We start from the raw sequence: 26,996 nt of genomic DNA on the forward strand, positions 1-26,996 counted from the left end.
GCGGGCTGTTGCAAATAAAGAATTGCGGCCGGGGAATACATAAAAACGAAATTGCAGGTATCGATAAGCTACGCAATCTCCCCGCATCTTGGTACGCATTTACCAACCTCGACATCTCCTTAAGTGCAGGGACGACGCGCGAGGTTGATGTGATCCTCATAACGAGCAAACGAGTGCTCATAATCGACCTGAAGAACTGGGGAACCGCGGCGATCACCGGGACAGACGGCAGATGGTATCTCGACGGCGTAGATCACGAGCCGTCACCGGTTCAAAAGGTCCTTGAGATCAAGCGCCATCTCTATCAACTTCTCAAGAAAGAATTAGGCAATCGACAGGAGACCCGTAAACTTCCCGTGCCTCGTATCGATGGCGTCGTTGCTCTGATCGGCAATAACGAGCGCTCAGGAATTCCTGCGACCGAGAGGGCATCGGTCTTCACCGCCGATGATTTAATAAAGCAGATAACCGATGACAGGCGGGATCGCGAGACTTTCGGCTCCATTGCCGGCGAAATTTTGTCGAGGCCTCTGACCGACCCGTTTTGGAAGGAGCACCTCACCAGATTCTTCAATGGCGGGAGCAAGTCTCCTCTGGAGCCTGGCCGCCGTAAGTTTGACCGGTACGTTCCCGAAGAGGTATCGGTCTTCAATCATCCTGGACAGATTTATAGGGAATTCGAAGCCAGAGAGGCTGGTACCCCCCCGAATCTGGGCACCTTGCGCCTCTGGGATTTTGCTAAGGTCACGGATACGAGGTTTCAGAACGCGGAAGCGCGTAGTGAGATCGTGGGCCGGGAACGTCGAGTGTATCACTGGCTTCGGGACCGGGCGGACAATTTAGAAAAGTTTCTACTTGCACCGCGCGTTGACGACACTTCTGGCGGCGTAGATTACTGGGAAGTATTTGACCGGCGGCGAAGGCTGAAAAGGCTGTCAGATTGGTCGGCGACAGAGAAGGATAATGTTACGGCAGCAGGAAGGACGGAGCTCGCACGCCAGTTGCTTTCGGCAGTCGCCGAGTTTCATCGGGTAGATGCCGCCCACCTTGACCTCGGAGGGCACAGCATTTGGCTAGAAATGCCAACAACGGTGAGGCTGTCGCATCTCTTCGCCGCCCGGCATCCGAGCGTCAAAACGCTAGGGGAGGCCCGGTACAACTTTCTGGCAAGCGTGACGCTTCCTGAGGACCTCCTTGGGGTAAAATCCGATGTATCGAGGCGGGACGTCTACCTCCTCGGCGTTGCGGTGCATCAGATTCTTTTCGGCCAAACTCCCGAGGGAGAGCCCCCGGAGTGGGACGCAGCGGTTGATCCAGATCTGGGGTTCCAGCATCTCCATGATTGGTTTGCTGAAATGCTCGACGTCGATCCGCAGAGGCGGTTCGCGAACGCGCGCAATGCGCTTGAGATGTTTAACAGGGCGACGACAGAGCATCCTACTCCTCAAGAAGTGCGAACCTCGCTCGAGAAATACCGCCTCGAGATACGATCGCAGCGAGCCCTCGCCGCAAAATTCCCGCTTGCCGACGATCTCCTAAGAGAAAGCGACAGAGTAGATGTATGGCGAAGCACGGTCGACGGCGAGGACGTCCTCGTAAAGTTATGGAAGCAGGCCGCTTGGGGCGATCTCGATAAAGAAGGAAAGCGTGTCCTCAGCTTTCTCGACGCGGCCTCCAATGCGAGGATCGATGCGCCTGCGGGGATATCTAAGATCCGAGGAGTGTACTGGCTCTCTGATGCCTTCGCTCTTGTTCAGGACTGGGCTGCGGGAAAAACGTTGGCGGAGCTGCTTGAACATCCTCCTGCCAATTGGTTGAAGCCGGAAGTGGCGATAGAGGCGGTGAGGAGGCTCGAGTCGGCTGTCTCCCGGCTGCACGAAGCCTCTCTCGCGCACGGTGATCTCAAGCCCGACAACATCGTCTTAACGGAGGGTAACGATTGGTTCCTCATCGACTTCTTTGACTTCTCGCCCACCGCGGACGGGGACCTGCAGAACGGGAACTATTCGGCAGGCGGAGATCGTTTTCAGCGAGATCGCTTTGCTGTGACGAAGCTTGCGGAAGAGATGCTCGCGGTTTGTAACCTCCCCGTAGAGATTGCCGTCGGCATAGCTAAGGCGATAGATACCTGCCGCACCAAAGAACCCCGCCTGACGACGCTCCTTCCGCTCGCGGAGGCTTTGGAGAGGGCGTTGGCAATAGCTACGGCGCCTTTAGGCGAACCCGGCGAAGCCGGAAGACAAATCATGATATCTGTGCGAAACGCCGAGGTGGGGCCCATTGAGCCTGACGAGGGCCGTTACTTCGTGAGAACCATGGGGCTAAACCAGACGGGGCCAGCGAAGGTGATCATCCGCGGCGCCTCCGAAGAACTTGAAGTAAAACTAGACGACAATGGGAAGCCGCGCGCGTGTTACCGTCGCACGTTAACCCTAACCCGTATTGCGATCATCAGCCGCTTCGAAAACTTCTCGTTTGAGGGGTCTGTTGCAATTCACACCTCAACTCACAACGACCTGTCCCAACTCGAACCTCTGATCTCTGAGCTTGTCTCGGACAAAGCCGTGACAGAATCGGGCTCGGCGGCACCCGATGATATTGAAGATGCGTCCGCACCCGCAATCCCCGAGGAAGAGGCTGAGGAAAGCTTAACCGAACTTGTGGCGGAGGAAGCCGCGAACGGCGACGTCGAACAAGTTGATGTCCCGCTTTTGTGGCGTGAACTAATCACAATCGAAAAGGAATTGACGACGGACGCCCGGGTCATTCTCGACAGCTCGTTTGATAGATCCACCCGAAGGCATGTCGCCGCTATCGAACTGGAAAGCGGAAGCTTCGATTTCGACCGAAACGACACCGTAGGCGTGCAGCGACAATCCAAAGGCGGATGGAGGCGTATCGGAGAGCTCGATCTATCACGCTCTACCGCGACAATCGCCGTAATCGAGCCACCCCAATTTTCGGGGCCGCCACACGGGTCATTTCTTGAAGAAGGGCAACGGCTTCGGTTCGTGAGCCATTTCGAAGCAGAATCGCTCAGGAGAAGATCGGGCGCCGTCGATCGGATATTGGCCAGGGAAGGGAGAGCAGGAAACCTTGTTTCTGTTTTTGATCCTCGATCTGCGGCTGAACCCTCCCGCATCGAGCATATGATAGACGAGGAGCAGCTCGCTTCCTACGAACTTAACGATGACCAGACACGGGCATTTCGCGCGATTGTGGCCGCTCGCCCGGTTGGATTGCTGCAAGGTCCGCCGGGAACGGGCAAGACTCGCTTCATAGCGGCGCTTGCGCATTATGCGATCACAAAAGGGCTCGCGCGGAACGTATTGCTTTCTAGCCAAGCGCACGAAGCGGTCAACACGGCAGCGGAAGCGCTTCTCAGGTTGTTTCGGAAGTCTGGAGGCGACCCGAGCATCCTCAGAGTGGCCATGAGCGAAGACCAAGTCTCGGATCAGATCAGAGAATTTCACACGCCTAAAGTGGAGCAATCCCTAAAAGATAGGTTCTCGGCCACTTTCAGTGAGAGGATGGCAATAGTCGGAAAATCCATCGGGGTCGACAGGGAGGCTGTCAACGACGTCCTTGTCTTCCAGCAACAGGTCCTGCCTATGGCCATGCGCCTAGAGGAGCTGTTGGTAGAAATTAACGACGCTGACGCACGCGTGACGGGTCTCAGGGGTTCGCTCGAGCTTGTGCTCGAAAAGCTCGGTCTTCCCTCGCAGCTTGCGGCAGAAGTCGGCTCACCATTTTCCGATTTTCAAGACGAAGCGCTCTATTACCTTATGGAAAAGCATTCCGGATCCGGTATCAGCGCGGACAAGATCAAGAAACTGCAGGCCGTCGCGGGAATAGGCCGGGATTTTGTTAGCAGCGCATCCCGATATCTGCGCAGTTTCGAACCTTTCCTGGCCGGAACGCGCCAGATAGTGGCAGGGACGTGCGTGGGTCTCGGCCGGACGTCCCTCGGTTTGACCAACACGTCATTTGACCTAGTCATCATCGATGAAGCAGCGAGATGCACTGCCAGCGAACTTCTCGTTCCACTTCAAGCAGCCCGCTGGGCGGTGCTTGTTGGCGATCAGGCCCAACTGGAGCCGCAACATCGCGCTGAAGTCGTGGACCGGGTAGCAAAGCGAACAAACATTTCAAAAAGAGAGATTAAGCGGAGCGATTTCGAAAGGGTGTTTGAGGCGACTTACGGGACGCATGCTGGAGCGCGGCTCGCTACCCAGTACAGAATGCTCGAGCCGATTGGTAAACTGGTGTCGGAGGCGTTTTACCCAGATTTGACTCTCAAAGCTGGCAGACATCACTCCGTGCTTCCTTCCGATGTGTTGCCGGAGCCCTTCGACAGGCCACTCACCTGGATCGACACCGCTGGAATGTCAGAAAGCGCGTTTGAAGGGAAAGTCGGCGAGTTCGGCCGCGTCAATCGCATGGAAGCCGACGCTATCGTCAAGACGCTTGAGGAGTGGCTAAGGCACACCGAGTTTAGCGATTGGCTAGTCGGGCAGCGAGAATATCCATTCGGTATCGGTGTGATCTGCATGTATGCCGCCCAGCGCGACCTCCTACGGAAAATCATGCTGAGGTCGGCGTTGGGCGAGCATCTGGATCGCCGCATTAAGATCGGCACTGTCGACAGTTACCAGGGGAAGGAGAACCCGATCGTCCTCTTGTCGCTCGTCCGCAATAACCGTGAAGGAAAAACTGCTGGGAATTCGCGCTTCATCAAGGAGGGTTTTCTGGCGACCCCCAATCGCATTAACGTGGCGGCAAGCCGTGCCATGGATAGGCTAGTGATAGTGGGCAGTCGCTCAGGATGGCGACACGGGGGGCCGGTCGCCCAAATGATCGGCAAGTTTGATATGGCGTTGGGACAAGGGCACGCGCGCCGGATCGACGCCGCCGACATGCTGACGCCAAGGGACAAGTTGCGGGCAGCCGTATCAAAAAGCGAGGCGACAGATGCTTGAGAAGCGCAGAATACTCAAGTTAAGGACCGATGATCTTGTTCCACCCGAGGAAGACCGTAAGGTCGAACTGCATACATTCGACGTCCTGTTGCCATGCCGCAGATATGACGTGAGCTACAAGGTCGCCGTCCTTGGCCAGATGAGTCCAACTCTCGAATTTCTCATGCGGTTAGTTAAATCTGTCGACGGAATTGGTGAGGACGAAGCCAGGCAGTTTTTCGGCTACAATCGCGTCGAGATGGAATTCGTTCTGGGCGAAGGAACGACGCCAGGTTACATCGAGCGCCGCGCGAATAGGCTTTGGTTGACGACCGCTGGAGAAGCACTTTTCTCGAACGGTGATGACGGCCCAGCTATCTATTCTGTCGAGAACCGCCGCAATAGTTTCGGATTTGACCAGCTAGCGATCGCGCCTCAGACCCATATGCATCTCGATCAACTGGAGATGAACCTTCCCGACCTCAGCCTCGACGTCTATAAAGGAGGGGGGAGGGCGTCGAAAGTTGTAGAGGACCGCTTTCACTATTTTTTCCGAGAACTCGCCGACCGTGAAGACCGCGACCGCCTTCAGCGCCGCGACCTCTACGCAATAGGATCTGCGATTCCCGGTGATCGTTTTCAAGTTCCAGTGCGGATCAAAGTGGTCGCTCAAGCTTCAAGTCCAAGCGTCGTCGAGGCGGATCTTACCTCATGGCGATCGGATCAGGAAATGTCTGATCGCCCCGAGATCGAACAGGCTATTGGACGGTTTCTCTCCGAGCTTCGGCTTCCCAAGCAGGAAGCTGTTGATGCCCACGCCTACAGACTCTTGACTGAACTTGCTCCTGACTTTTTCAAGGAATTTACGATCAGCAGCGGCCTATCTATCGGTCGATACTGGCGAGAGGCGGTTTCCCGCGCAGGCGAACCTCGAACGGATAGGCAGACGATCGCTTTGGTCGGATCACTTCTGACACAGGGAAACATTGAGCGGATCCTGCGAGTGGTGGATTATGGCCTTCGGCAAAGCGAGCCCCCGAAGATGGTCCTCTCTGTACCTCCGGTAACAAAACATTGGGGAGCGACGACCCTTCTTAGGGATCTGAATGCCCTTATAAGAATGAAACTCCGTCATTCTGATGGCGACGAGTCCAGTGAACCCGAGACATGCTGCGTTTGCACCGAAAAAGTACCAAAATACATTAGTTCTGCCTTCGACAACGCGGTTGCTGTCGCATACTGCAGTCTTCCCCCCAGTCTCGAGATTTATCTTATGCCGGGGTTGGCCGCGGTTGCACTCGTTCACGCGCCCATCGGTCCGGCAGGCATGGGTGCGCCGGCACCGCTTGGGTTCGCGACGTTTGATCCCGCGGTGATCCGTCGGATCGAGAATTTGATCGGTGATGAAGTCGCGCCACGCGTTACCGAAGACGCACGGCGTTCGGCTATCGAACGAGCAATTGCGCCTCGAGCGGCGTTGGAAGCGAAGGTAGATTGAAAGTCAACGGTTCGATGGTTCGTTTATCCCATCAAGACCGTCGATCAAAGACGAGCGACCATGTTACCTTGGAAATAGGTCGATCAGCTTGCGCAATCTCTGGTTTTAGCACCTTAAGGCGAGCATCATCCAGGGGAGCCGAATGTCGATCACTCGTGTCGTTGTGAAGAACTACCGCGCCTTGCGGCATGCAGACGTTACGTTCGGTGACGAGGTCAACGTGATCGTCGGGGATAATGAGGCGGGCAAATCCACCCTTCTCGAAGCAATTAACCTCGCTTTGCGGCGCCAACTGAACCGGAGGGCCGCCGACTATGAGCTCCATCCATTCCTGATCAATGCCGACGCGGTGACAGAGTTCGTGGCCAGCCACAAAGGCGGTGTCAAAGTACCTCCTCCGGAGGCGGTGATTGAGCTGTACCTTCAGGAAACGGCTAAAACGGTGGACCTGATCGGATCCATCAACAGTGAGCGGATAACTTGCCCCGGCATCACCATGGCTATCAAGCTCGACGAAAACTGTCTGGATCAATACCGGTCGTACATTAGCGACCCCAGTGTGCTAAACAGCATCCCGATGGAGTTCTACGAGATTGTCTGGACTTCCTTTGCGGGGACGCCGCTGTCACCCTCATCCATTCCCATCAAGTCGGCGCTTATCGACCCCAGCAACATTTCCAACTCCTATGCTGCCAATAAATATGTATTGGAGATTGTCCGCGATTATCTCACCAAGGAGCAATCCGTGGAGCTTGCGCTGGCCTATAGGACTATGCGCGACACGTTTCAGGGCGATGCGCGAATCACTGAGATCAACGCCGAACTGGCGTCCAAGCAGGGAGTGGTCTCTAGCAAAGTCCTTTCGGTAGCAATGGATACCACGACGCGTGCCAGCTGGGAGACTGAAGCAGAGGCCAGCTCCCTCAAGAGGAATGAGAAAACGGAAAGAAAACACATCGTAGAGCAAGGCGATGAAGACGACTGCGGTTCCTGCTGACACTTGCAAGACGTCCAGCGCGTTATGCCGGCACCTCCCCCGCTGTTCGTGCGGTGGAGTATCTGGCGCCGACAATCGCCGCGCAGGACGTCTTCTACAATCCGCCTTAAGTCATCGACCGCCGGGAGCCTGTCGGTCACCTTCCGCCCTTTCACCGCATAGAGAGTGAAGTGCCGTCATGTCCGGACAATCCTTGCCGACGCTGCCGATGTGGCGCGTCGATCACATCGAGCCCTCGCCCGAAATGTTGGCGTTACGCGCCAACGGTCCGATCCACCGCGTGCGCTTCCCGTCCGGACACGAAGGCTGGTGGGTGACAGGCTACGACGAGTCCAAGGCGGTACTGTCCGATCCGGCGTTTCGGCCCTCGGGGATGCCGCCGGCGGCATTCACCCCGGCTACGGTTATTCTCGGTTCGCCGGGGTGGCTGGGCTCGCACGAGGGCAGCGAGCATGCCCGGTTACGCACGATCGTGGCGCCGGCCTTCAGCAACCGCAGGGTGAAGCTGCTCGCGCAGCAGATCGACGCGATCGCCGCGCAGCTGTTCGAGACGTTGGCGGCCCAGCCCCAGCCCGCCGATCTGCGACATCACCTCTCCTTTCCGCTTCCGGCCATGGTCATCAGCGCGCTGATGGGCGTGCCCTATGAGAATCACGCCTTTTTCGCCGAGCTGTCCGACGAAGTGATGACGCACCAGCATGAAAGAGGCCCGCGTAACGCGGCGCTCCTGGCCTGGGAAGAATTGCGCACCTACATTCGCGGGAAGATGCGAGGCAGGCGCCAGGATCCGGGCGACAACCTGCTGACGGATCTGCTCGCGGCGGTCGACCAGGGCAAGGCGACCGAGGAAGAGGCGATCGGCCTGGCGGCGGGCATACTGGTGGCGGGGCACGAGAGCACCGTCGCACAGATAGAATTCGGCCTGCTGGCCATGTTCCGCCATCCGAATCAGCGCAAACGCCTGGTCGGCGATCCATCCCTCGTGGATAAGGCGGTGGAGGAAATCCTGCGCATGTACCCGCCGGGCGCGGGCTGGGACGGCATCATGCGCTATCCGAGGACCGACGTGACCATCGCGGGCGTGCTTATTCCCGCGGAGAGCAAGGTGCTAGTCGGTCTGCCGGCGACGTTGACCTGCCACTGCGAATTTCCTCCAGGATGGATTAGAGTCCGGCCTATTAAAGGACGGACGAATGAAGAAGCAGAGATTTACGGAAGAGCAGATTATCGGTGTGCTGAAGGAGCAGGAGGCAGGGGCGAAGGTGGCCGACCTCTGCCGCAAGCACGGGCTTTCGGAAGCGACGTTTTATAATTGGAAAGCCAAATATGGCGGCATGGAGGTCTCCGAGGCGAAGCGGCTGAAGGCACTCGAGGACGAGAATGCGAGGCTGAAGAAGCTGCTGGCCGAGCAGATGCTGGATGCAGCCGCACTCCGCGAGCTTCTTGCAAAAAAATGGTAGGGCCTGCCGCCCAGCGTGACGCTGTCACGCATCTGAAGGCCGTCATGGGTCTTTCGGAGCGGCGGGCCTGCCAGATCATATCCGCCGACCGCAAGACGATCCGTTACCGGTCAAGCCGGCCGCCGGAGGTCGATCTGCGAGCGAAGCTGCGTGACCTCGCCAATGAGCGACGGCGTTTCGGCTACCGGCGGCTGTTCGTCCTGCTGCGGCGGGACGGGGAGCCGTCCGGGGTCAATCGCATCTACCGGCTCTATCGCGAGGAAGGGCTTTCCGTTCGCAAGCGGAAAGCCAGGCGGCGTGCGGTCGGCACGCGTGCGCCAATCCTGGTTGAAGCGAAGGCCAATGCCCGCTGGTCGCTGGACTTCGTGCATGACCAGTTCGCCTGCGGCAGACGCTTCCGCGTCCTCAACATTGTCGATGACGTGACGCGCGAATGCCTGGCAGCGATCCCGGACACATCGATCTCCGGTCGCCGTGTTGCTCGGGAACTGACGACGCTGATCGAACGACGCGGCAAGCCTGACATGATTGTCTCCGACAACGGCACTGAACTCACCTCGAATGCCATTCTCGCCTGGTCGAAGGATCACAAGGTCGAATGGCACTACATCGTGCCGGGGAAGCCAATGCAGAACGGCTATGTCGAGAGTTTCAACGGTCGGATGCGCGACGAGTTGCTCAACGAGAGCCTGTTCTTCGGCCTCGATCATGCCCGCAGCGCCATCGCCGAATGGGCTGAGGACTACAACCATTTCCGGCCGCACTCGTCGCTCGGATATCAGACCCCGGCAGACTATGCCGGGACCATCGCCGCAACCGGCTCCAACGCTGCGCAAGATGAAAGCTTCGCGTTTCCGCCGGTTGCTCACACCGCGCCAATTGGCGTATCCAAAACTGCCGAGGCTCTAACCGCCGCTGGATGAAAGTTCAGTGGCAGGCCATTTCGTTCCAAATCCAGCAATGCGCTACACGCCCAAGTCTCCGTAAATTGCTATAGGTTCGCTTTGATATTTGTGCCCCATCCCTCGAGTTCCAAGAGCATATGCACGCAACACTAACCGCCGACACGTCGGTCTAAATAGCCTCCTGGAAACGCGGTCAGAGCGGGCATTGGCGTGCAGGGGTTCCAAAGTGGAAGCCCGACCAGGCGGGCGTCCAGCCGGACAATCAGCTTGCGAGCAATAAGGTCTGCAGTCGCACGCTCAATCTGCATCATGTTCGCCCCGCTCAGCTGTCCACAAACGCGGGCCTCTGGCACAGCTTGATCTGCAGCCAGTAGAATTTCGCGCGCCAAGCCTTTGACTCCCTGTTCACGCTCCACTGCGACGTTACGTGTGTCCTCGACTATAATCTCGTCACCGGTGTCGCGCATCGATAGCATGGGTGGCGTGAGGCCGCACCATGCGTCCCCCCAGGCATCCATACCTTGGATAACCGCTTGAACGCCGGGGCGGCGGTCTGCGTCAAGTGCGCGGAAATTACGGCCGGCATCATCGTCTTCACTGTCTTCGAAGTAGTAAACCTGATCAGCAAGATCGCGCTCAGAGAGCGGATAGACGTAGCGATAGGAAGCCGCCGGGCTGAGCGTCAGCCCATATTGGTCGGCTGCGCGATGATAGAGACTGAAGCGCTGGTAGCGCAATCTGACAGCGTGTCCCGGCTGCAGATGATGCAGCAGCGGCAACAAGCGGCCCATTTGAGCGTACCAGGCGTCGCTTTCGCGGGGGAAGCCCCACAGAATACTCCAAATGACCCGCACGCCAAATTGGCGACACCATTTCAGGAGTTGAACATTTTGCGCTGCCGTCGTTCCCTTGCCCATAAGCTTCAAAGCGCGGCTATCCAGGCTCTCGATACCTGGTTGGATGCAGCGGACACCGCCTGCAGCCAACGTCTCGACTTCATCGCGCTTCAAATTGGCTTTGACTTCAAAGAAGATGGCGAGCTTTTCGGTTAGGGCGACGAGGCGAGGCAATGCCTTTTCAACATAGTCATTCGCCAGAATGTTGTCCACGGCCTCGATGCGCGACGTGCCGTAGCGCTTGGACATGTCGATCATCTCCTCTGACGCTTGTGCGGCCGGCTTCTGGCGATACGTCATCAATGCGCCGTTCAAGCCGCAGAACGTGCAGGGGCTGCTGCGCTGCCACCAACAGCCGCGAGAGAACTCCATCGGCAGCCCGGGATGCACGCGGTCGGCATAGAGCGAACGCTGAAGCTCGGCAAAATAATCCGAGAAATCGGGCAGCGGCAGGGCATGCATATTCTCGACCACTGCGCGGGGCACCAAGTCGCCTGTCAGCGTGGCGGGATAGCCGGCCTGGCGATGTGCTGGGCCGAAAACGCCGAACGGCAGGTCGGCTGGTGGGATGTCGCGACCATGAGTGAGGATGTCGCGACAGAGCCCTCCGATCAGTGTGTCGGCCTCCCCCGACACGACGTAGTCGACCCACGGAAACCGCGCATGAGTAGTACGTCCCATCACGGATTCACAATTTGCACCTCCCATGAGGGTGATTAATCCTGGCGCGAGCTCGCTCAAGCGCCGCAGCAACGCGAGCGAGGGAACATGCTGATTGAATGTTGAGGTACAGCCCACCATAGCCGGCCGTTCCTTCAGTATCTTGCCGCATGTCCAATCGATGAAGCCGCCGATGAGCGAACGCAACTTGAGGAAATTAGCACGAAGCTCGGCCTCATTTTTATGTGGGCACCGATTGCGCCGGAAATACCGGTCGAGGAACAGGGCGTGGTTGGTTTCGAAGTCGGGAAATGCGACGCCTGCGAACAGCCAGTCAACAAGCGCTTCCTCCGGAGGGGAAGTCTCAAGTAAATTATAGTCGGCGAGGCCAGCGTATTCCAGAAACCAGATATTGGCATAAACTGTCCTCGATTTCAGGCCGGCCCGCGTCAGCGCCGACTGCAGCAGACCAAGCGCCAGCGACGGTCGTTCAACTGCTGACAAAGGCATGTTCACCAGCACGATCGGCATATCGGCGCTCATGTCGTTCCCTCGCCATTCCGCCAGGCAAAGCGCTCGTCGAGGTCCTCTTCGAGCAATCCTCTCATGTGCAGCTGGTCGAGCTCATCGGCAACTGCTATGGCGCTCGCTCCATCCGTTACGACCTGCGCAACCAATTCCGACGCAGTACAACGGCCATCTGCGATCAGATCGCCAAGGGAGGAGGCGGCGTTGTCGGGCACCTGATACTCAATGTGGCAAGATCGGAGGAGGAAGTGATGGCGCTTGGCCTCGTACTGCAAGTCCCCGCGGAAGCGGATCGGCCGGTTGGGAGGTGGGCTCTCGTGCATGTGGTCATCGATCATGCTCTGGACTTCGTCCCGGAACTCGTCTGACGTTCCGAAGAAACGTTCATCCACGATGCGATAACCGAGAGGCCAACGTCCGCTCGCCGGTACCGGCGTCACCAATTGCACACGCCGCCGCGGCATGTTTACGAGAAAGCCGGAAACGCAGGCGATCGTCGAGTGATCGCTCTCAGATTCCATGGTTGCATCGCCGTTTTTGACTGCGCTGAGTTTCTCCTTTCGCGCGCGGCCGGCGAAAGCTTTTGAACTTCGCATCTCCTTGCCCTGCAGGACGAGTTCAACGCCCATCAGCTCCTCGGGCGAAAATATCGCGTGGATCTGATTGAGTTGAGCCGTGCTCAGCACGGAAAAGCGATTGGTCACGCAGCGGTAGCGTTTGAACAGCTCGAGCACGCGCTTGGTGAGTGCCAGATCCTTGAGAGGCATTGCCGTCGTTGTTTGCGGCAATGTGCCGGTGATTTGATAATAGTCGAAGAGAAAGCGGTCGTAGTCGGGATTATCCATCGGATCTGTGGCGCAATAGCAGAAGCCAGTGCTTGCTGCCGAACCAAACATTTCCCTGGCGACGCCGACCACGCCGCGCCACAGGTGGGCATGCCCTTTGCTATATTCAAAAAAACCTTTGAACCGGCCCGCCGAGAGACCGCAAAACCAGCAGCCCCCGGTGCAGCCTTCGCTCAGCTCGAAAGCAATGACGGGGTGTGTAATTGACTGCGCCGAATCGCCCAACACGTCGTCGCAGCGGCGTATTTGGCGCTCGCGCCACGCATGGAAACGAGGGTAGGTCACCGACATATTGCCTTGGTCGCGCAGGATGTCGCGATGACGCACCATCTCATCCATATACTCACGCCAAGTTACCGCCAATGGCCACGACGCACACTCCGGCTTTCGATAAAATTTCCGGTAGTTCGAATGCCAGAGCGGCAGCATCTCCATTGGGTCGACTTCGATCCCGTAGCGTGCCGTTACGCTACGAGGGTTGTCGATGTTCTCCGAAAGCGCGCCCTTGAACGCCGCGTCGCCGGCGAGACATTCCAAGAAGCGCTTGATATGCGCCAACGTGCGGACCTCTCCAGTTGTCCGCCGGTCAAAGATCCGTCGATAGTGTTCCTTAGCAGAGTGCGCCACGAGGTTACCTCCCATTTCCACTTTCTCATAGGTCCGGGGGTGAATGCGCACCCCCGTGATCGTTTGGTTAGATGAGGACCGCAGCGACCACGACAATCGCTTCGGCAGCTTCAAAGACAGTCGTTGCCGCTTGTGCCGCCTCAACAGCGGTGGTGGCGGCCACGATCGTCTGGACTGCTTTGATAGAGGTCACAACGTCCGAACGGCGCTTGCCGGCACCTCCATCGGTCTGCTTGTCAGTTAAGCCACCCGGGCTTCTGGCCTTTATGAAACTTTTGGCCTCATCGATCGTGAAATCGTAGCCGTGCGCCTTTCCGCTCGCCACCAGTGATGCAAGACCGGTAGCATTCTTTTTCACATATTCGAGCAGGCTGACGTCTGTCCCCAGATCGCCAACGAAACGCTTAAGTTCAGTATCAGACATCTTTAATCTCCTTCACGTATTCTAGCAGGCTGACGTCTTTCCCCAGATCGCCAACAAAACGCTTAAGTTCAGTTTTGGACATCTTTAATCTCCAGATCGCCTCGAGCTCAGAAAGCCTTGGCCGTGCGTGAAGCATGATACGTCTTCGGCGTCGCTCCGACATCGACATCCTCGTCGCGGATGCCGGCGAGCACGTCCGCCGTTTATCAGATTGCGGCATAACAAACCTCCTGACGGTTTAATTAAGATATGACGGTACTAAGCCGTCATATGGCCGAATTATGATCTTTTCGGCAGGAACGTCAACGGCCATTAAGCTGCCGCGCCAACAAAATTACCGGCTCCATCGGAGCAAGGCCTTTCGCGACGGCTTCGGCGGCGGAGACAATTTTGGTAGTGGACTTGCCAATTCCGCCCTTTCCATAGAATTCGATCTGACGCAGAGCTGCCATGCTTGGGGTTCCTTCATGTGTTCGAAGCAATGCGGTTATCCCGCACCGCGGATGCGGCCGCCCTTCCGCTGCCTCGCAATAGCTCTCAAGATTCGTGCCAAGTCGGCCGATTGAGCTGACCAACAATTATTCGCTGCTATTTCAGCGATGTGGGCGGAAAATATGGGATTGGGCGAAGACGATTGCGTGTCGCGCAAGCTGACAAAGGCGACGACGATGTCGTAGGTTGATTGTCATCAACAACCGACCCCACCGGAAAACACTGGCAGGCCAGTGCTATCGCGCTAAACCACTCCCTGGGATACGATCCCACTTACCCAATAGCGCTGTCTCCGGTGGGATCATCGATCAAGCGCCGCGGCGAGCGATCCCATTCACCAGGACGAGGTAACCTCGTCCCGCATCTGGTACCCTGCATAATGTTGCCGTCTGGCGCGCGCGCCTGCTCCGCCATCGGCCAAAAATGTTTGAGCGGCCTCTCCCCACTCAAGGGACCACGACGTCGAGCAAATGACGCTTGCCGTTTCATAAATGTATCCGGCCCTGCGCGCCTGGAGTGCTGTTGCAGCTGGTCATGATGACAGGTCCGCACGCTCCGTTCGGAATAAAGAGTTCGGGCACGAAGCCTTTTTTCACAGGATTTACGGCATGTTGATCGACCGTTTCGTCCATCACTATGCCAGAGCGTTGTAATTGAGCGAAGAGCGTCAGGCGAAAGCAGGATCTCCGAAGGACGATTGTCCGGCATGCAGGAAAAGTCCGAACACAGCGATTCCCTGCTTGATGATGCCAAGGCCTTGCGCAGGGAGGCGGACGATCCCGTTGGTGTGGGTGACCTCAGCGAGGCTCTCGCCGTGCGCCTGCGACCTGAATAATCATGACGCTTGCATGAACGAAGGTGACACCCCTGCAGCACGGTCTTGTTCAGCGATAGCTCGGCGACAGTTCGCTTCAGCTTGACGTTCGCCCTTCCAAAATGGCGTTGACGCTTCACTTGCGAGGGCATCAGACCGGTATATTTTGTGCTAATTTAGAAGGTCGCGTTAGAAGCTTCTACTTTGCGACAGACATCGGCGATCAGCCTCCCCCTCTATCAAACTTCGGGACAATGCGATCTCCGCTTAATTTTTTCCTGCGCGGGTCGTAAGTCGACAAATGCAGTTCCAGATGACCCGATTAACCGAAATTCTCCACGCCAACCTACGACATCGTCGTCGCCTTTGTCAGCTTGCGCGACACGCAATCGTCTTCGCCCAATCCCATATTTTCCGCCCACATCGCTGAAATAGCAGCGAATAATTGTTGGTCAGCTCAATCGGCCGGCTTGGCACGAATCTTGAGAGCTATTGCGAGGCAGCGGAACGGCCGCCGCATCCGCGGTGCGGGATAACCGCATTGCTTCGAACTCATGAAGGAACCCCAAGCATGGCAGCTCTGCGTCAGATCGCATTCTATGGAAAGGGCGGAATTGGCAAGTCCACTACCAAAATTGTCTCCGCCGCCGAAGCCGTCACGAAAGGCCTTGCTCCGATAGAGCCGGTAATTTTGTTGGCGCGGCAGCTTAATGGCTGTTGACGCTCCTACCTAATGACGTTAGAAATGCATCATGACGGATTATTTCCGTTATATAATAATAGACCGTCAGGAGGTTTGTTGTGACGCAGTCTGTTAAACGTCGGAAGCGCAAGGTCAAGGGGTCTGACCTCTTTGTGCGGGGGCTTGAGGAGCAGGGGGTCAAATGCATCTTCGGCATCCCCGGCGAGGAAGTCCTCGACATCATGGAATCCATTCGCAAGTCGAAGACGAAGATAAAGTTCGTGCCGACCCACACCGAGTGGGCCGCGGCCCTCATGGCTGCGAACTATGGCCGCCTGACTGGCAAGACCGGCGTCTGCCTCGCCACTTGCGGTCCGGGCGTGCTCAACTTCCCCAACGGGGCTGGCTATGCCTTTCTCGGCGGGATGCCGCTTCTGATGATTGGCGGCCAGAAGGCGATCAAGAGCCGCCCCCAGGCAGGTTTTCAGAGGGTCGACGCCGTCGCGGTGATGAAGCCCGTGACCAAGCTCGCAATACAAATCGCATCGGCGCAGTTGATCCCGTCGATGGTCAGGGAGTCCTTCCGCGTCACCCAGGAGGGAAAGCAGGGGCCAGTGTATCTTGAGCTTCCGGAAGATATTGCGGCCGAAAAATGCGAGGAGGAGGAGGTCTGATGATTGCGCCGACGCCCCATCACCGCAGCCAAACGTCCGCTTCTGATGTTCGGGGCAGTCGCCTCGCGTCCCCGCTCTACACCGGATTCGCGCAGTTTACGATTCGCACAGGCAGCAATCGAAAGGAATTGACATGACAAGGCAACGAAAGAACACTCGCAGCCCTGAGGGCGAAAAGCGCATGGTCAAGGGGTCCGACCTCCTGCACCAGTTCGAACGGCCGATAGCAAGCGATGCGACCCTCAATCAAATCGCCGCCCGCATCACCGAAGCCAAAAGTCCGCTTCTGATATTCGGGGCAGCCGCCTCGCGTGCCGCCGCCTCTAATCTCGGCTTGGCAGCGGATATGGCGCAGTTTGTGATCCGCACCGGCATTCCGTTCCTTACCACTCAAATGGGCAAGGGCACCGTATCCGAGAGCTCCCACCTCTATATGGGCACGCCGGCGCTATCCGAAGGCGAGGATGTGCATGAGGTCATCGACAAGGCCGACCTGATCCTCCCGATCGGCCACGACACGACCGAAAAGCCACCGTTCATCATGCGCAAGGGCGGCCAGGAGGTCATTCACATCGCAGAACAGGCGCCACCAGTCGAGCCGGTCTACTTCCTTCAATTCCAGCTCATCGGCGAGATCGGCCATTCGCTGAAGGCGCTGGCCGATCGCCTCGAGGGCAAGCTGCCAAACGCGCAGGCGCTTCTTTACCTACGCGAGCCCATTCTCGAGCGCACCGCCGCGCGGGCGACGGAGGACAGCTTCGCGCTACAGCGTTTGGTCAACGATATAAGCGAGGTGATGACGCCGCATGACAGCATCCTGGTGCTGGACAACGGCCAGTACAAGATCTCGGTCGCTCGCAACTACCAGACCAATGCCCCCAATACGCTGCTGCTCGACAATGCTCTTGCAACGATGGGAGCAGGACTGCCGTCGGGGATAACGGCCGCGATGCTCAATCCCTGGCAACGCGTCATGGCGCTCTGCGGCGACGGCGGCTTCCAGATGACCAGCCAGGAACTGGAGACGGCCGTCCGCCTCAAGCTCAACCTGGTCATCGTCATCCTGAATAACAAGGACTACGGCATGATCAGCTGTAAGCAGGCCTCCAAGGGTTACAAGAATTTCGGCACCAAATTCGACAATCCGGATTTCGTGAAATTGGCCGAATCCTATCACGCCAAGGGCACGCGCGTCGAAACGCCGGACGATCTGGTGCCGGCGCTGGAAGCCGCTTTCGAAGGCGGCGGCGTCCATGTTGTCGAAGTGGCGATCGTTTATTCGGATTACAAGCGAGGGCTTACCGATAAGCCGCGCTCGCGCAAAGCGAAACCAACGAAGCGCCTGAGCGACCTAGGATAAACCGCCTCGGGCGACAGGCACTGCCGTCCGAGAAAGCAACCAGTGAGGACCAAAACATGAAGCCCCTTACGTTCCAGACCCCGTCCAAAATCCTTATCGAGGCAGGCGCGTCCAGCAAGATCGGCGGGCTCCTCAAGGGCTACAAGGCCACCCATGTGCTGCTCGTCACCGATGAGAAGGTGCGGGCGGCCGGGCTGACGCGCAATGCGGAAGCGGCGATTGCCGAAGCCGGCATCGCGCGCACCGTGTTCGACGGCGTGGTCGTCGACGCGCCATCGCATGTCATCGAAGCGGCAGCAGAAATCTGCCGCGAGTGCGGCGTCGACGCTGTCGTGGCGATCGGCGGCGGCAGCGCGCTGGATACGGCAAAGCTCGTCGCCTATCTCGCCAAAACCCCGGACAAGCTTGATGATATCTATGGTGTCGACCTTGCCACCGGCGATCGGCTGCCGCTGCTGCTGGTTCCGACCACGGCGGGCACCGGATCGGAAGTGACGCCGATCTCCATCGTTAAGACGCCGAACAACGAGAAGAAGGCGGTGATCTCGCCGCTCCTCATCCCGGACTGGGTGATCCTCGATCCCCAACTGACGCTCGGCCTGCCGCCGCACCTCACCGCCCAGACGGGCATCGACGCCATGGCGCACGCGATCGAGGCCTATACCGGCAAGATCAAGAAGAACCCGACCTCCGACCAGTTCGCGCTGAAGGCGCTGGCGCTGTTGTCGGCCAATCTCAGGAAAGTCTACACGGACGGCTCGGACCTCGAAGCGCGCTCGGAAATGCTGCTCGGCTCCATGCTGGCCGGCATGGCGTTTGCCAACTCGCCGGTTGCCGCGGTGCACGCGCTCGCCTATCCGATCGGCGAGATCTTCGATGTCGGGCACGGCCTCTCCATTGCGCTGGTCCTGCCCTACGTGTTGGAATTCAACCGGCCGGCGGCCGAAGCGCTCTATGCCGAGCTCTCCGACGTTATCCAGCCCGGCTATCGCCGGCAGTCCGATGCGGCGGACGCGGCGGCCTTCATCGCCGAGATCGAGGCGATCTGCCGAGACTGCGGGGTGCCCGGCTCGCTTTCGGCGGTTGGAATCGGCGAAGGCGATCTTTCCAAGCTGGCGAAGGGTGCGATGAAGCACGCGGAGCGCCTACTGGTTAACAATCCGCGCGAGCTCGACGACGATCAGGCCCGGGCGATCTATGCCAAAGCACTTGCGGGAGCGAGCAGGCCATGACCGAGCTCGGACGACCAACCGGAATTCTCGCAGATGCTGCTGCGCATGTCGGAAATGTGGCGCAGCAACATCGAGCAGGCAGGGGAGGTTGAAAAATTGTGGTTCAAATCGATGATGCCCTTCCTCACCACGCGCGCGGCTGACAGCAGCCTGTTTGCCGCCGCGCAGGGCGGCGAGATCTCAAAAACCATCAAGCGCATGGTGGAAGCCCCGCGCCTTGCCGACATGTGGAACCTCGACCAGGTCTACGCTCTGATGGCGGCCTGGATGGACGTGGGCGAGCGCATGGCGGCCTATCACGCCATAGCCTCCGTGCCGTGGAGCAAGGCCTATGAACGCTACAGCGCAACGCTCGCCGACACGAAGGAAGAAGACGCCAAGGATTTCGGCTGGCGCAAGGCCTTCAACAAGTGGAGGTGCATTGCGAACGAGGAAATGATCAGCAACCTGCGCTCTAAGGATTTCCTCACCGCGCAGCGCGAATTGCTGCTCGCCGCGCTGGACCTGCGCACCTGCCAGCAGCAAATGACCGACAGCGTCGCCAAGCTGTTAGGCGTTCCGAGCCAGCACGACTTCGACGAGCTGACGCGGCAGTTCACGGAACTCAGGCGGGAGCTGCGCGCCAGCATCAGGGCACAGCGCGATGAAGTCGAAGGTGCACGCGGTTTCGCCACACAACCAGGAAAGGGATGAGCGATGACCGAACCCCGCGAAACCGCCTTCACCAGCTTCCTGAAGGATTTCGCCGAGAATGTCGGCAAATTTCACAAGGGGGCGAACGTGCTCGCCGGCATCCGCGACGAGGATGTCGATGTCGGAGCAACCCCGAAGACGCTCGTCATGCGCCGCGACAAGGTGGAGCTGTTTCGCTACGAGCCGACGGCCAAGCGCACCGTCGAGACGCCGGTCCTCATCGTCTATAGCCTGGTCGGCCGCTACACTATCGCGGACCTCCAGTCCGACCGCTCGCTGGTGCGTAGCCTGCTCGCCGAGGGCACCGACCTTTGGCTGATCGACTGGGGCAAGCCCGGCCGCACCGAGCGCTGGCTGATGATGGACGACTATGTCGACGACTATATCCACCAGGCGGTGCACCGGATCTGCCGCGAGACGGGCCATGACAAGGTAACGCTGCTCGGCATCTGCCAAGGCGGCGTCTTCGCCACCTGCTATGCGGCACTCCATCCGGAGAAGGTCAAGAACCTAATCCTGACCATCACGCCGATCGACTTCCACGCCGATATCGATGACCCGGCGGCGATTCAAGGCCTCCTCAACATCTGGATTCGTTCGCTTGCGCCCGAGGATATCGACCGCATGGTCAATGCGCTGGGCGGCGTCATCCCCGGCGAATTCATGAGCTCGATCTTCTCGCTCATGAGACCGATGCACTCGCTGACCAAGTACAATGTCGGCCTCTTCGACATCGTCGACGACAAGGACCGGCTGATGAACTTCCTGCGCATGGAGAAATGGCTGGCCGACCGGCCGGATCACCCGGGCGAAGCCGGCCGACGATGGCTGAAGGAGCTCTATCAGGAGAACCGCCTGGCCGAGGGCAGGTTCGAGCTGTCGGGCCGCATCGTCGACCTCCGCGCGATCGACATGCCCGTGCTCAACATCTACGCGCGGGACGACCATATCATTCCGCCGGCCTGCTCCAAGGCCCTCGGCGGCAAGATCGGCAGCACCGACTATACGGAGATTCCGCATCCGAGCGGGCATGTCGGCCTGTTCGTCTCGAGCGAGTCGCAGGGGAAGCCCGCCAAAACCATAGCCGAATGGCTCCAGGCACGGGACGGGTAGGGGATAGCTATAAGCAAACAAGATTTTCTCCCCCGCCGAAGCCGTCACGATCACCCGTTGGGGCGGCAGTCGCCTTTTCCGCTTCGAGGCGCGATGTCTCCAATAGAATACAAAATCCCCTCCGAAAAAGCTCGGAGACTGATGAAACTGCTTGGAGAACAAGATGCACTGGATTTCCAGATTATTTGCAACGGGTGCCGTTTTTACGTTGGCGTCCATACCTCTCGACGGCTTCACTGAGTCTGTCGATGCCAACCTCGCAATCAACAGGCCGGACGAGGCGTCTTGGCGTTTCCTCGCTTATGTCGCTGGTCCCGTCGCGGCGACGCCTGGCAAGGTTTTGTTCGAAACATGGGCTTCGAACGAAGATACATTCACTCCGCACCCGGTTTTTCCGGGCGCCAAAGGTGACCCGTCCTGTGGACAGTCGGGTGGAGCGGCGGAAATCGCCACTCCCCTGGCCGGTCCAAAAATACTGAGTCTTCCAGCCCTCCAGCAGTTGGCTCCGCTGGGCCTCGTCCCGCATGGGTCGCCCGACGGGAGCGAAGAAGTTCGCCGCAACCATGCGACTTTCGATTACATCGTTTGCAACCAGCTCTTTACCAAGGCCGGTCTGCGATCCTTCTATAATGCCGGCCGGCCGATCTCAGCTCCTGTCGGCGCCATGGAAGTCAAGGCAAATTGGGTACCCGCCGATGAGGTCGATAGCGCCGATTATTATGTCAGCGAGGCACCTGACGGGAAGAAATACGCGCTAATCGCCATGCATATCATCAGTAAGGTGCTGCCCAACTGGACCTGGGCAACGTTCGAGCACCAGAACAATCCAGGCCGTTGCGATTATACCGGATGCCATGATGCCTATGGTGCGGTTGTCGCCGACGTGGACGCGAATGAGGTCCTTGATCGGCCCTACAGCGCCTGTGCAAAGAACGACGCACTGAAAGCGATGCTGCGCTCTGCGGGCCTTTCGGCTGTGTGGGAACATTACTGCCTGAAGGGCAGCCAGACCGACTTCGTCTCGGCAACCGGCGTGCCGACGCATCTTGGCAATTCGGTAACGGAGGCTGGATTCGCCGACACTTCGTCCTGCATCACCTGCCATGCGCGTGCCGCCGTCAACGCAAAGGGAATAAAGACGACGCCAGCAGGATTCGTCGATCCGCCGATCCCGGCGCTCTGTCCCAATCCATCCGGTCCCTGCAGTCCCAATGGCGCGCCGGATCCGAATTGGTTCTGGACCAATCCCGGCAAGTTCGACCAGGCAGCCGTTGCCATGCAGACGGATTTCATCTGGTCAATTGCCCGCTTTGCAATCGGTGACTAACACCGACCCGCCAGGACGCTGCCCGAGAAAGCGAACCGCCGAAAGTTGCCCGGCGATGAAAATCTGCGCCTGACCGTCTATCTTCGCCATCGGCGCCTGGTGCGGCATCGTCCCTGCAGCGGCCGTTGCCCACGATATCGTCCACCCGCTCGATCTGGAAGTCGACGAGATCTATAGCCTCGCCTGCCCCGGCACCGCCCCCACATTATCGAGCCGGTCCGGTTCATACGACAAATACCTGCGTGCTGGGCTCCCTAAACCTTGACGGGCGCAGAAAACAGAATAAAAGCGTCATGTACAAGAAATGTCGTCGCGAGGCCACTTATGCCGCACTCTGAGAATCCAGCCTTTCACATGCCAACATCGGAGCGCATTGGGCGCTATCGCAAAGAAATCTGCGGTCGCCTAATGGAGTGGGGCGCAGCTCCTGAATATCCAATTGCATTCACCAGCACCCTTCGCTCGTTCTCCTTGGGCGAGGTTGCCGAGATTCTCGGCGTGTCGGGCAGTTATCTGCGCCAGTTGTCAATTGATGGGCTGGGGCCAACACCGGAGACAGGGACCGCAGGTCGACGCTCCTATACGCTTCCACAGATCAACGAACTCCGTGCTCATCTCGCTTCGACCCGTCCGAAAGAGGCTTCGAAGTTTTCGCCGCGCAGGCGGGATGGTGAGAAACTGCAGATCATCTCAGTAGCCGCCGGCTCCGCCGGCTCCGCAAGCACCACCACATCGTTCTATCTGGCTCAGGGCCTTGCACTTCAAGGATTCCGCGTTCTCGCTATAGATCTCGATGCGAGGGGCTCATTGTCGAAAATGTTCGGCTATTTACCGACTGGCTATCCCGTCCTTAACGCAAGCATGTCTGCCGTTTTAAGCTATGATGACGTTCGTCGGGTCAGTATGGGCTCTGTAATTCTAAAAACCAATTTTGATGGTCTTCATTTCGTACCGGGTACTTTCGAGCTCGGCGATTTCGAAGAGGAAAGTTCGCGGCGCTACCGCAGCAAGTGGGGATACCCAGATGCTAGCATCAGAATGGTGGATGCGCTCAAGGAAGTCGAAGACCTTTACGACGTCGTCGTTATCCACTGTGGAGATGGAAGCTTTCTGACCGCGGGTGCGTATGAAGCAGCGACCGGCGTGCTGATGACGGTCCGCCCTGAAAGGCCTGAGATCTCGCAAATGACCCTGTCCCTCGGCCATTTCGAGCATTTAGTCTCCTTGATCGAACAGGCTGAAAGGCCCGTAGCGTATGACTTTATTAAATTCTTGGTGACAAGGCACGATCCGCGTGACCTCTCACAGCAAGAGGCAGTCGCACGACTGCGGGACTCCCTGGGGAATACGCTGTTGACTGCGACCGTCTGGGAATCGGGCGCGATTCTGCAAGCTTGGCTGAAACACCAATCGTTATATGAGCTGTCAGTGGGAGAGGTAGGCCGGTCGGCGTACGAGCAAGCGATGGAAACGCTGAATTCCACCAATGCGGAGGTAATGGACATAGTATATAAGGTTTGGGGCCGTCCCCCGATGTATGTGTCGAGGGCTTCGCGGACTGCAGGTAAGGCGAGCTCCTAATCCAGGGGACTTAGCAAGTGAGCCCACGCACGCAGCGCCTACGCTTCATGTTGTACGAACCGGCTGAGCTCTTGAAGGCGGTCAACGCCATGGCGGAGGCGGAGACTACGAAGCAGAAATTCTTTGAGGAAATGGTTATATCATCGACGCGGCCACGCCGCGTGCGTCTGGTGATTGTCGCCGGTCTCAAGGAAATCGGGATCCCTGGTCGCAGATTCCGCCGACAAGAATGGCGCCAGGCGTCCCATGGTCTAAAACAGCGTCCGCGAGCCGCTCGGCCGGGTTATGATCGACATGATTGGGATTACGACAACCAGGAGCGTGAACGAGCTGAAAGCTCGCAAATTTGATCTAGACCTAATCCGCGTAACGCCATATCGGCTCGCAGTTCATGGAAGGCCGCCCCAAATACCGCTACCGCCGAACCAATGTTGTTTCCGAACATACCCGATCGCGTGGATCGGGTTGAGTCGCCTAACCCGACCGCGACTATGACAATCTCAACTCCGCCGGCCTTATATTTCTTCTGCAGCTGTATCAGGACGGGTATCGCCGATGGTGCGCGACAGGTGGCTCACAATTCGACGGCGCACACTTTCCCCGCTGGAAATTCGCGAGGCAGTCGAACGCTTCGAGCAGTCGTCCCGCAGCCCAGGCAAGTATTGTGGCAGATATAGAACGCGATGGAACAAAAATAAGGCTGTGTAATACTTGGAACTACCTAGGAGAAGCATGTCTTTTCTCTTTCATCGCATTAGCGACATTGCGAATAATATCTATATTTGCCTGATATTTCTGTATTTTGTAATATCCTTCATTTAGACAATTGAAATAAAGAGTCTCAAGATATCGGTAGCTTCTGAACCTCAGGAAATCGTTGTACAGTTCATCTGGATCTGCCGAGAGGATATATTTTATTGTCCGCGCGGTCATGTGATGATTAGGCTCCACCACGATCCGGTTTAGATCCTTGATTGACTTAACGGCGGCAAAATTTAGCTCGGATTCTATGTTAGGACGATCGCCCGTGTATCGGGCAAAATACAGGAAAAATGTTTTGTTCTCTAACTGCTGCTTGCGCATGAGGTCGACCAACTTGTTTTGGTGAGTGCCAGTGATCTTCACATCGTCGATAAACAGAAGACAACGACCTTCAAAATGTTGCGAGTTGAAGTAGAACCGATCACCAGCAATCAATGATTTTCGATCTTCTCCTGAAAGAAGTCCGTAATCGTCCATGTAACTGATCTTTCGCGGGACAGTCGCATATTCCACATCAACGATGTGGTTGTTGAGGCGGTCTAGCAAATGCATCGTCATTACATTTGCTGCATTCGGAACGAAATTGAATGGCGACGGAATCATCAGGCAGCGGCTGTTCAGTATTGTGGATGCGTGTTTTTCGAAGAACGCGCTGCAATCTGGTGGCCCATCTCGCGAGCGGCCTCGTCGCAACCAAACTTCAGACGCGAATATTGCTCCGGTCGAAAGGGTGCATCCTCGATTGATTGAAATTCATGAAGCGCAAACTCCTCAAACTGCGTCATAAACAGCCTCTTGAATGTCCTCAGATCTTCCCACCAGGGCGCCGCGCATTCCAGAGCTGCGCGCACCTTGCAGATCGCAGATGGCGTCATCGCCCACATGCAGGATGTTGTCGGCCGCAACGCCGCACGACTTGATGATTTTGTTGAAAAATGCCTCGTTTGGCTTTGCATATCCAAGCAGGTCGGAATAAATTCCGAACCGAAATACACATCCAAAGGTGCTCTCAAGAAAGTTGTGCATCGTCGTGCCGCTAATAAAACTCGAGTTGCTACCAATTGATAGCGTAAACCCGTCGTCTGCCAACGAATGGACTAACCTCACCGTCGTGTCTAAAACGACTGGCTTGCAATTCTCAAAAACGTGCTCAAACGCCATTGCGATTAAGCCTGGATCTTTTTGAACATTACAGCGCATCATAAGCAGACGAATATTTTCGGACAGGGATGGGGCGTACCCCGTTTCGATCGCGTGTTGGTTAACCCATTTCTTGACCTCCGCGTATGCATTCCTCACAGCTGCTTCTTCCGTATCAAAACAGGTGGCGAGAAACTTGGTTCTCATCGTCGCATGACTTGGGTTCGCCGTTACGAGAGTGTTCCAAACGTCAAAAGAAATATGACTGATCGACGTGGCTCCCCCGGATCTGCGATCCCTCAAACGATGTGTAACTGTGGTTGGTCCCGCAGCCGTTTCGGCTGCGGCGTGTGGGCGGGTCCGAAACGGATCGTCGGGATGCGCCACTTCCAACTGGGCGGGCAGCCCAATCCGATCCGCCGTACAAGCCGTTCCCTGGATCGGCAACATGGCGACGAATGCACTCCGACGCCGACTTCCTTTCAGGGCGCGCTTTTTCATTTTCGGCATAAAATCTCCATGACGTAGTTTGGGCCAAATGGCGCTTTAAATCCGTCACGGAATTTAAACCGGTCGCCCTCGTCAGTCAACAGTCTGCGTATAATGCCGCGGCAACAATTCAACTCGCTACTAGCGGCCGGGGTGAACCGAGCATCGGCGTACAGAGCTTCGAACCCGATGCTCAAGAAGCAAACCAATCGAATCCAAGGCGAGGAGTTGACGGCGAGTGTGGCCAATCCACTGCGCCGCCACGAGGTAAACCGCATCAATTTTGACTTGATCAACGGCCTTCCAAATCAGACGACGCAGTCCTGCGCCAACGCCGCGGGAGCTGCCGCCGCCATGCACCCCAGTCGATTTGCCGTGTTCGGCTACGCACATGTTCCAGCCTTAGAATAAACCAACGTCTGATCGAGGAGGAGGCGCTTCGCTGCCGGACCTGTCAGCTCGCGGCCGTGGCCAACACGCTGATTGCGGAAAGGCTAACTCCCGATCGGGCTCGATCATTTCGCTTTACGGGACGATGAGCTAGCGTTGGCCCAGGAGGCCGGCCGGCTGCGGCGTTTTGCGGGTATTCGGCACACTCCTGCGCAACGGTGATCGGCTGCGGCGCGTCAGCTATTCATGGTGTAGGCGACGGCTATGTCGTCGATCTCTCCGGTCAAGGCCGGGAGCAGGTTAAACTTGCGGCAGGCAAGTTGATGGGGCTGTCACAGATTCCGTCAGCCGCAGTTATGAGTCGTTTCATTGCTAACCTTTTGGCAGTCCGAAAGGCGTCCCGGTCGGAGGCTAGTCCACGCCTGCCCGCAGAGCCGAGGAAGCTTGCC

18 protein-coding genes and 5 pseudogenes are annotated in these 26,996 nt (G+C 57.6%); 16 read left to right on the plus strand and 7 right to left on the minus strand.

The genetic code is table 11. From position 1 onward, the window contains the following. The first annotated feature begins 8 nt into the window (after positions 1-8). The 5 genes and pseudogenes from N2599_RS34125 to N2599_RS34145 all read left to right on the plus strand — a co-directional run bounded on the left by N2599_RS34125 (position 9) and on the right by N2599_RS34145 (position 9,836). Positions 9-4,979, plus strand: coding sequence for an AAA domain-containing protein (locus N2599_RS34125; RefSeq protein ID WP_027513715.1), 4,971 nt, complete (start codon positions 9-11; stop codon positions 4,977-4,979). Next, entirely contained in the window at positions 4,972-6,456 is a 1,485-nt protein-coding gene (locus tag N2599_RS34130) for a hypothetical protein (RefSeq protein ID WP_027513714.1), read from the plus strand. Before N2599_RS34125 ends, N2599_RS34130 begins: the two co-directional genes overlap by 8 nt. A 142-nt stretch (positions 6,457-6,598) precedes the next feature. After that, positions 6,599-7,453 (plus strand): ATP-binding protein, encoded by an 855-nt coding sequence (locus N2599_RS34135; RefSeq protein ID WP_051336848.1) that lies wholly within the window; start codon positions 6,599-6,601, stop codon positions 7,451-7,453. A gap of 178 nt (positions 7,454-7,631) precedes the next feature. Further along, positions 7,632-8,582: pseudogene (locus N2599_RS34140) on the plus strand (cytochrome P450); the annotation flags it as partial. A gap of 64 nt (positions 8,583-8,646) precedes the next feature. Continuing rightward, a protein-coding gene (locus N2599_RS34145; RefSeq protein WP_156915381.1) for an IS3 family transposase occupies positions 8,647-9,836 on the plus strand; the annotation gives its coding sequence in 2 pieces (ribosomal slippage) (positions 8,647-8,899 and positions 8,899-9,836; 1,191 coding nt in all). A 131-nt stretch (positions 9,837-9,967) separates the two neighbouring features. Here N2599_RS34145 and N2599_RS34150 read toward each other — a convergent pair. From N2599_RS34150 to N2599_RS34165, 4 genes are all read right to left on the minus strand, one after another. Next, a complete protein-coding gene (locus N2599_RS34150; RefSeq protein WP_027513711.1) occupies positions 9,968-11,917 on the minus strand; it encodes a RiPP maturation radical SAM C-methyltransferase in 1,950 nt (649 codons plus the stop codon). Next, positions 11,914-13,305 (minus strand): radical SAM family RiPP maturation amino acid epimerase, encoded by a 1,392-nt coding sequence (locus tag N2599_RS34155; RefSeq protein WP_245209333.1) that lies wholly within the window; start codon positions 13,303-13,305, stop codon positions 11,914-11,916. The genes N2599_RS34150 and N2599_RS34155 overlap by 4 nt, the downstream gene beginning before the upstream one ends. Positions 13,306-13,441: 136 nt before the next feature. After that, a complete protein-coding gene (locus N2599_RS34160; protein ID WP_027513709.1) occupies positions 13,442-13,798 on the minus strand; it encodes a Nif11 family protein in 357 nt (118 codons plus the stop codon). Between the two features lie 302 nt (positions 13,799-14,100). Next, positions 14,101-14,250, minus strand: a complete 150-nt coding sequence (locus N2599_RS34165) for a hypothetical protein (protein WP_156915380.1) — start codon at positions 14,248-14,250, stop codon at positions 14,101-14,103. Positions 14,251-14,996: 746 nt separating this feature from the next. Between N2599_RS34165 and N2599_RS34170 the strand changes: the two genes are divergently transcribed. From N2599_RS34170 to N2599_RS34215, 10 genes and pseudogenes are all read left to right on the plus strand, one after another. After that, positions 14,997-15,125, plus strand: a complete 129-nt coding sequence (locus N2599_RS34170) for a hypothetical protein (protein ID WP_259671699.1) — start codon at positions 14,997-14,999, stop codon at positions 15,123-15,125. 550 nt (positions 15,126-15,675) lie between these two features. Beyond that, positions 15,676-15,739: pseudogene (locus N2599_RS38060) on the plus strand (AAA family ATPase); the annotation flags it as partial. Positions 15,740-15,905: 166 nt separating this feature from the next. Beyond that, positions 15,906-16,570 (plus strand): annotated as a pseudogene (locus N2599_RS34180) (thiamine pyrophosphate-binding protein); the annotation flags it as partial. A 95-nt stretch (positions 16,571-16,665) separates the two neighbouring features. Next, positions 16,666-17,820 (plus strand): annotated as a pseudogene (locus N2599_RS34185) (thiamine pyrophosphate-dependent enzyme); the annotation flags it as partial. Positions 17,821-17,876: 56 nt separating this feature from the next. Next, on the plus strand, positions 17,877-19,052 hold the full coding sequence (locus tag N2599_RS34190; protein WP_027513094.1) for an iron-containing alcohol dehydrogenase: 1,176 nt from the start codon (positions 17,877-17,879) through the stop codon (positions 19,050-19,052). A gap of 33 nt (positions 19,053-19,085) precedes the next feature. Continuing rightward, a complete protein-coding gene (locus N2599_RS34195) occupies positions 19,086-19,745 on the plus strand; it encodes a poly(R)-hydroxyalkanoic acid synthase subunit PhaE (RefSeq protein ID WP_051336807.1) in 660 nt (219 codons plus the stop codon). A 3-nt stretch (positions 19,746-19,748) separates the two neighbouring features. Next, a complete protein-coding gene (gene phaC, locus N2599_RS34200) occupies positions 19,749-20,858 on the plus strand; it encodes a class III poly(R)-hydroxyalkanoic acid synthase subunit PhaC (protein ID WP_027513095.1) in 1,110 nt (369 codons plus the stop codon). Positions 20,859-21,021: 163 nt separating this feature from the next. Then, complete coding sequence (locus tag N2599_RS34205) at positions 21,022-22,185, plus strand: hypothetical protein (RefSeq protein ID WP_245209316.1); 1,164 nt, start codon at positions 21,022-21,024, stop codon at positions 22,183-22,185. A gap of 79 nt (positions 22,186-22,264) precedes the next feature. Next, positions 22,265-22,448, plus strand: a pseudogene (locus N2599_RS34210) (SDR family NAD-dependent epimerase/dehydratase); the annotation flags it as partial. 61 nt (positions 22,449-22,509) lie between these two features. Beyond that, on the plus strand, positions 22,510-23,766 hold the full coding sequence (locus N2599_RS34215; protein WP_027513097.1) for an AAA family ATPase: 1,257 nt from the start codon (positions 22,510-22,512) through the stop codon (positions 23,764-23,766). Positions 23,767-24,483: 717 nt separating this feature from the next. On the opposite strand, the gene N2599_RS34220 is transcribed toward N2599_RS34215, so the two are convergent. The 3 genes from N2599_RS34220 to N2599_RS34230 are packed head-to-tail and all read right to left on the minus strand — an operon-like array spanning position 24,484 to position 26,178. Beyond that, positions 24,484-25,131, minus strand: coding sequence for a phosphoribosyltransferase family protein (locus N2599_RS34220; protein ID WP_027513099.1), 648 nt, complete (start codon positions 25,129-25,131; stop codon positions 24,484-24,486). Positions 25,132-25,145: 14 nt separating this feature from the next. After that, positions 25,146-25,313, minus strand: a complete 168-nt coding sequence (locus N2599_RS34225) for a hypothetical protein (RefSeq protein WP_165928349.1) — start codon at positions 25,311-25,313, stop codon at positions 25,146-25,148. After that, positions 25,300-26,178 (minus strand): HAD family hydrolase, encoded by an 879-nt coding sequence (locus N2599_RS34230; protein ID WP_027513100.1) that lies wholly within the window; start codon positions 26,176-26,178, stop codon positions 25,300-25,302. Before N2599_RS34230 ends, N2599_RS34225 begins: the two co-directional genes overlap by 14 nt. A gap of 168 nt (positions 26,179-26,346) precedes the next feature. Here N2599_RS34230 and N2599_RS34235 point away from each other — a divergent pair, with 168 nt between their 5' ends. Continuing rightward, entirely contained in the window at positions 26,347-26,568 is a 222-nt protein-coding gene (locus N2599_RS34235) for a hypothetical protein (protein ID WP_027513101.1), read from the plus strand. The last annotated feature ends 428 nt before the right edge of the window (positions 26,569-26,996 follow it).

The sequence above is a fragment of the Rhizobium sullae genome (genome assembly GCF_025200715.1).
GTDB lineage: Bacteria > Pseudomonadota > Alphaproteobacteria > Rhizobiales > Rhizobiaceae > Rhizobium > Rhizobium sullae.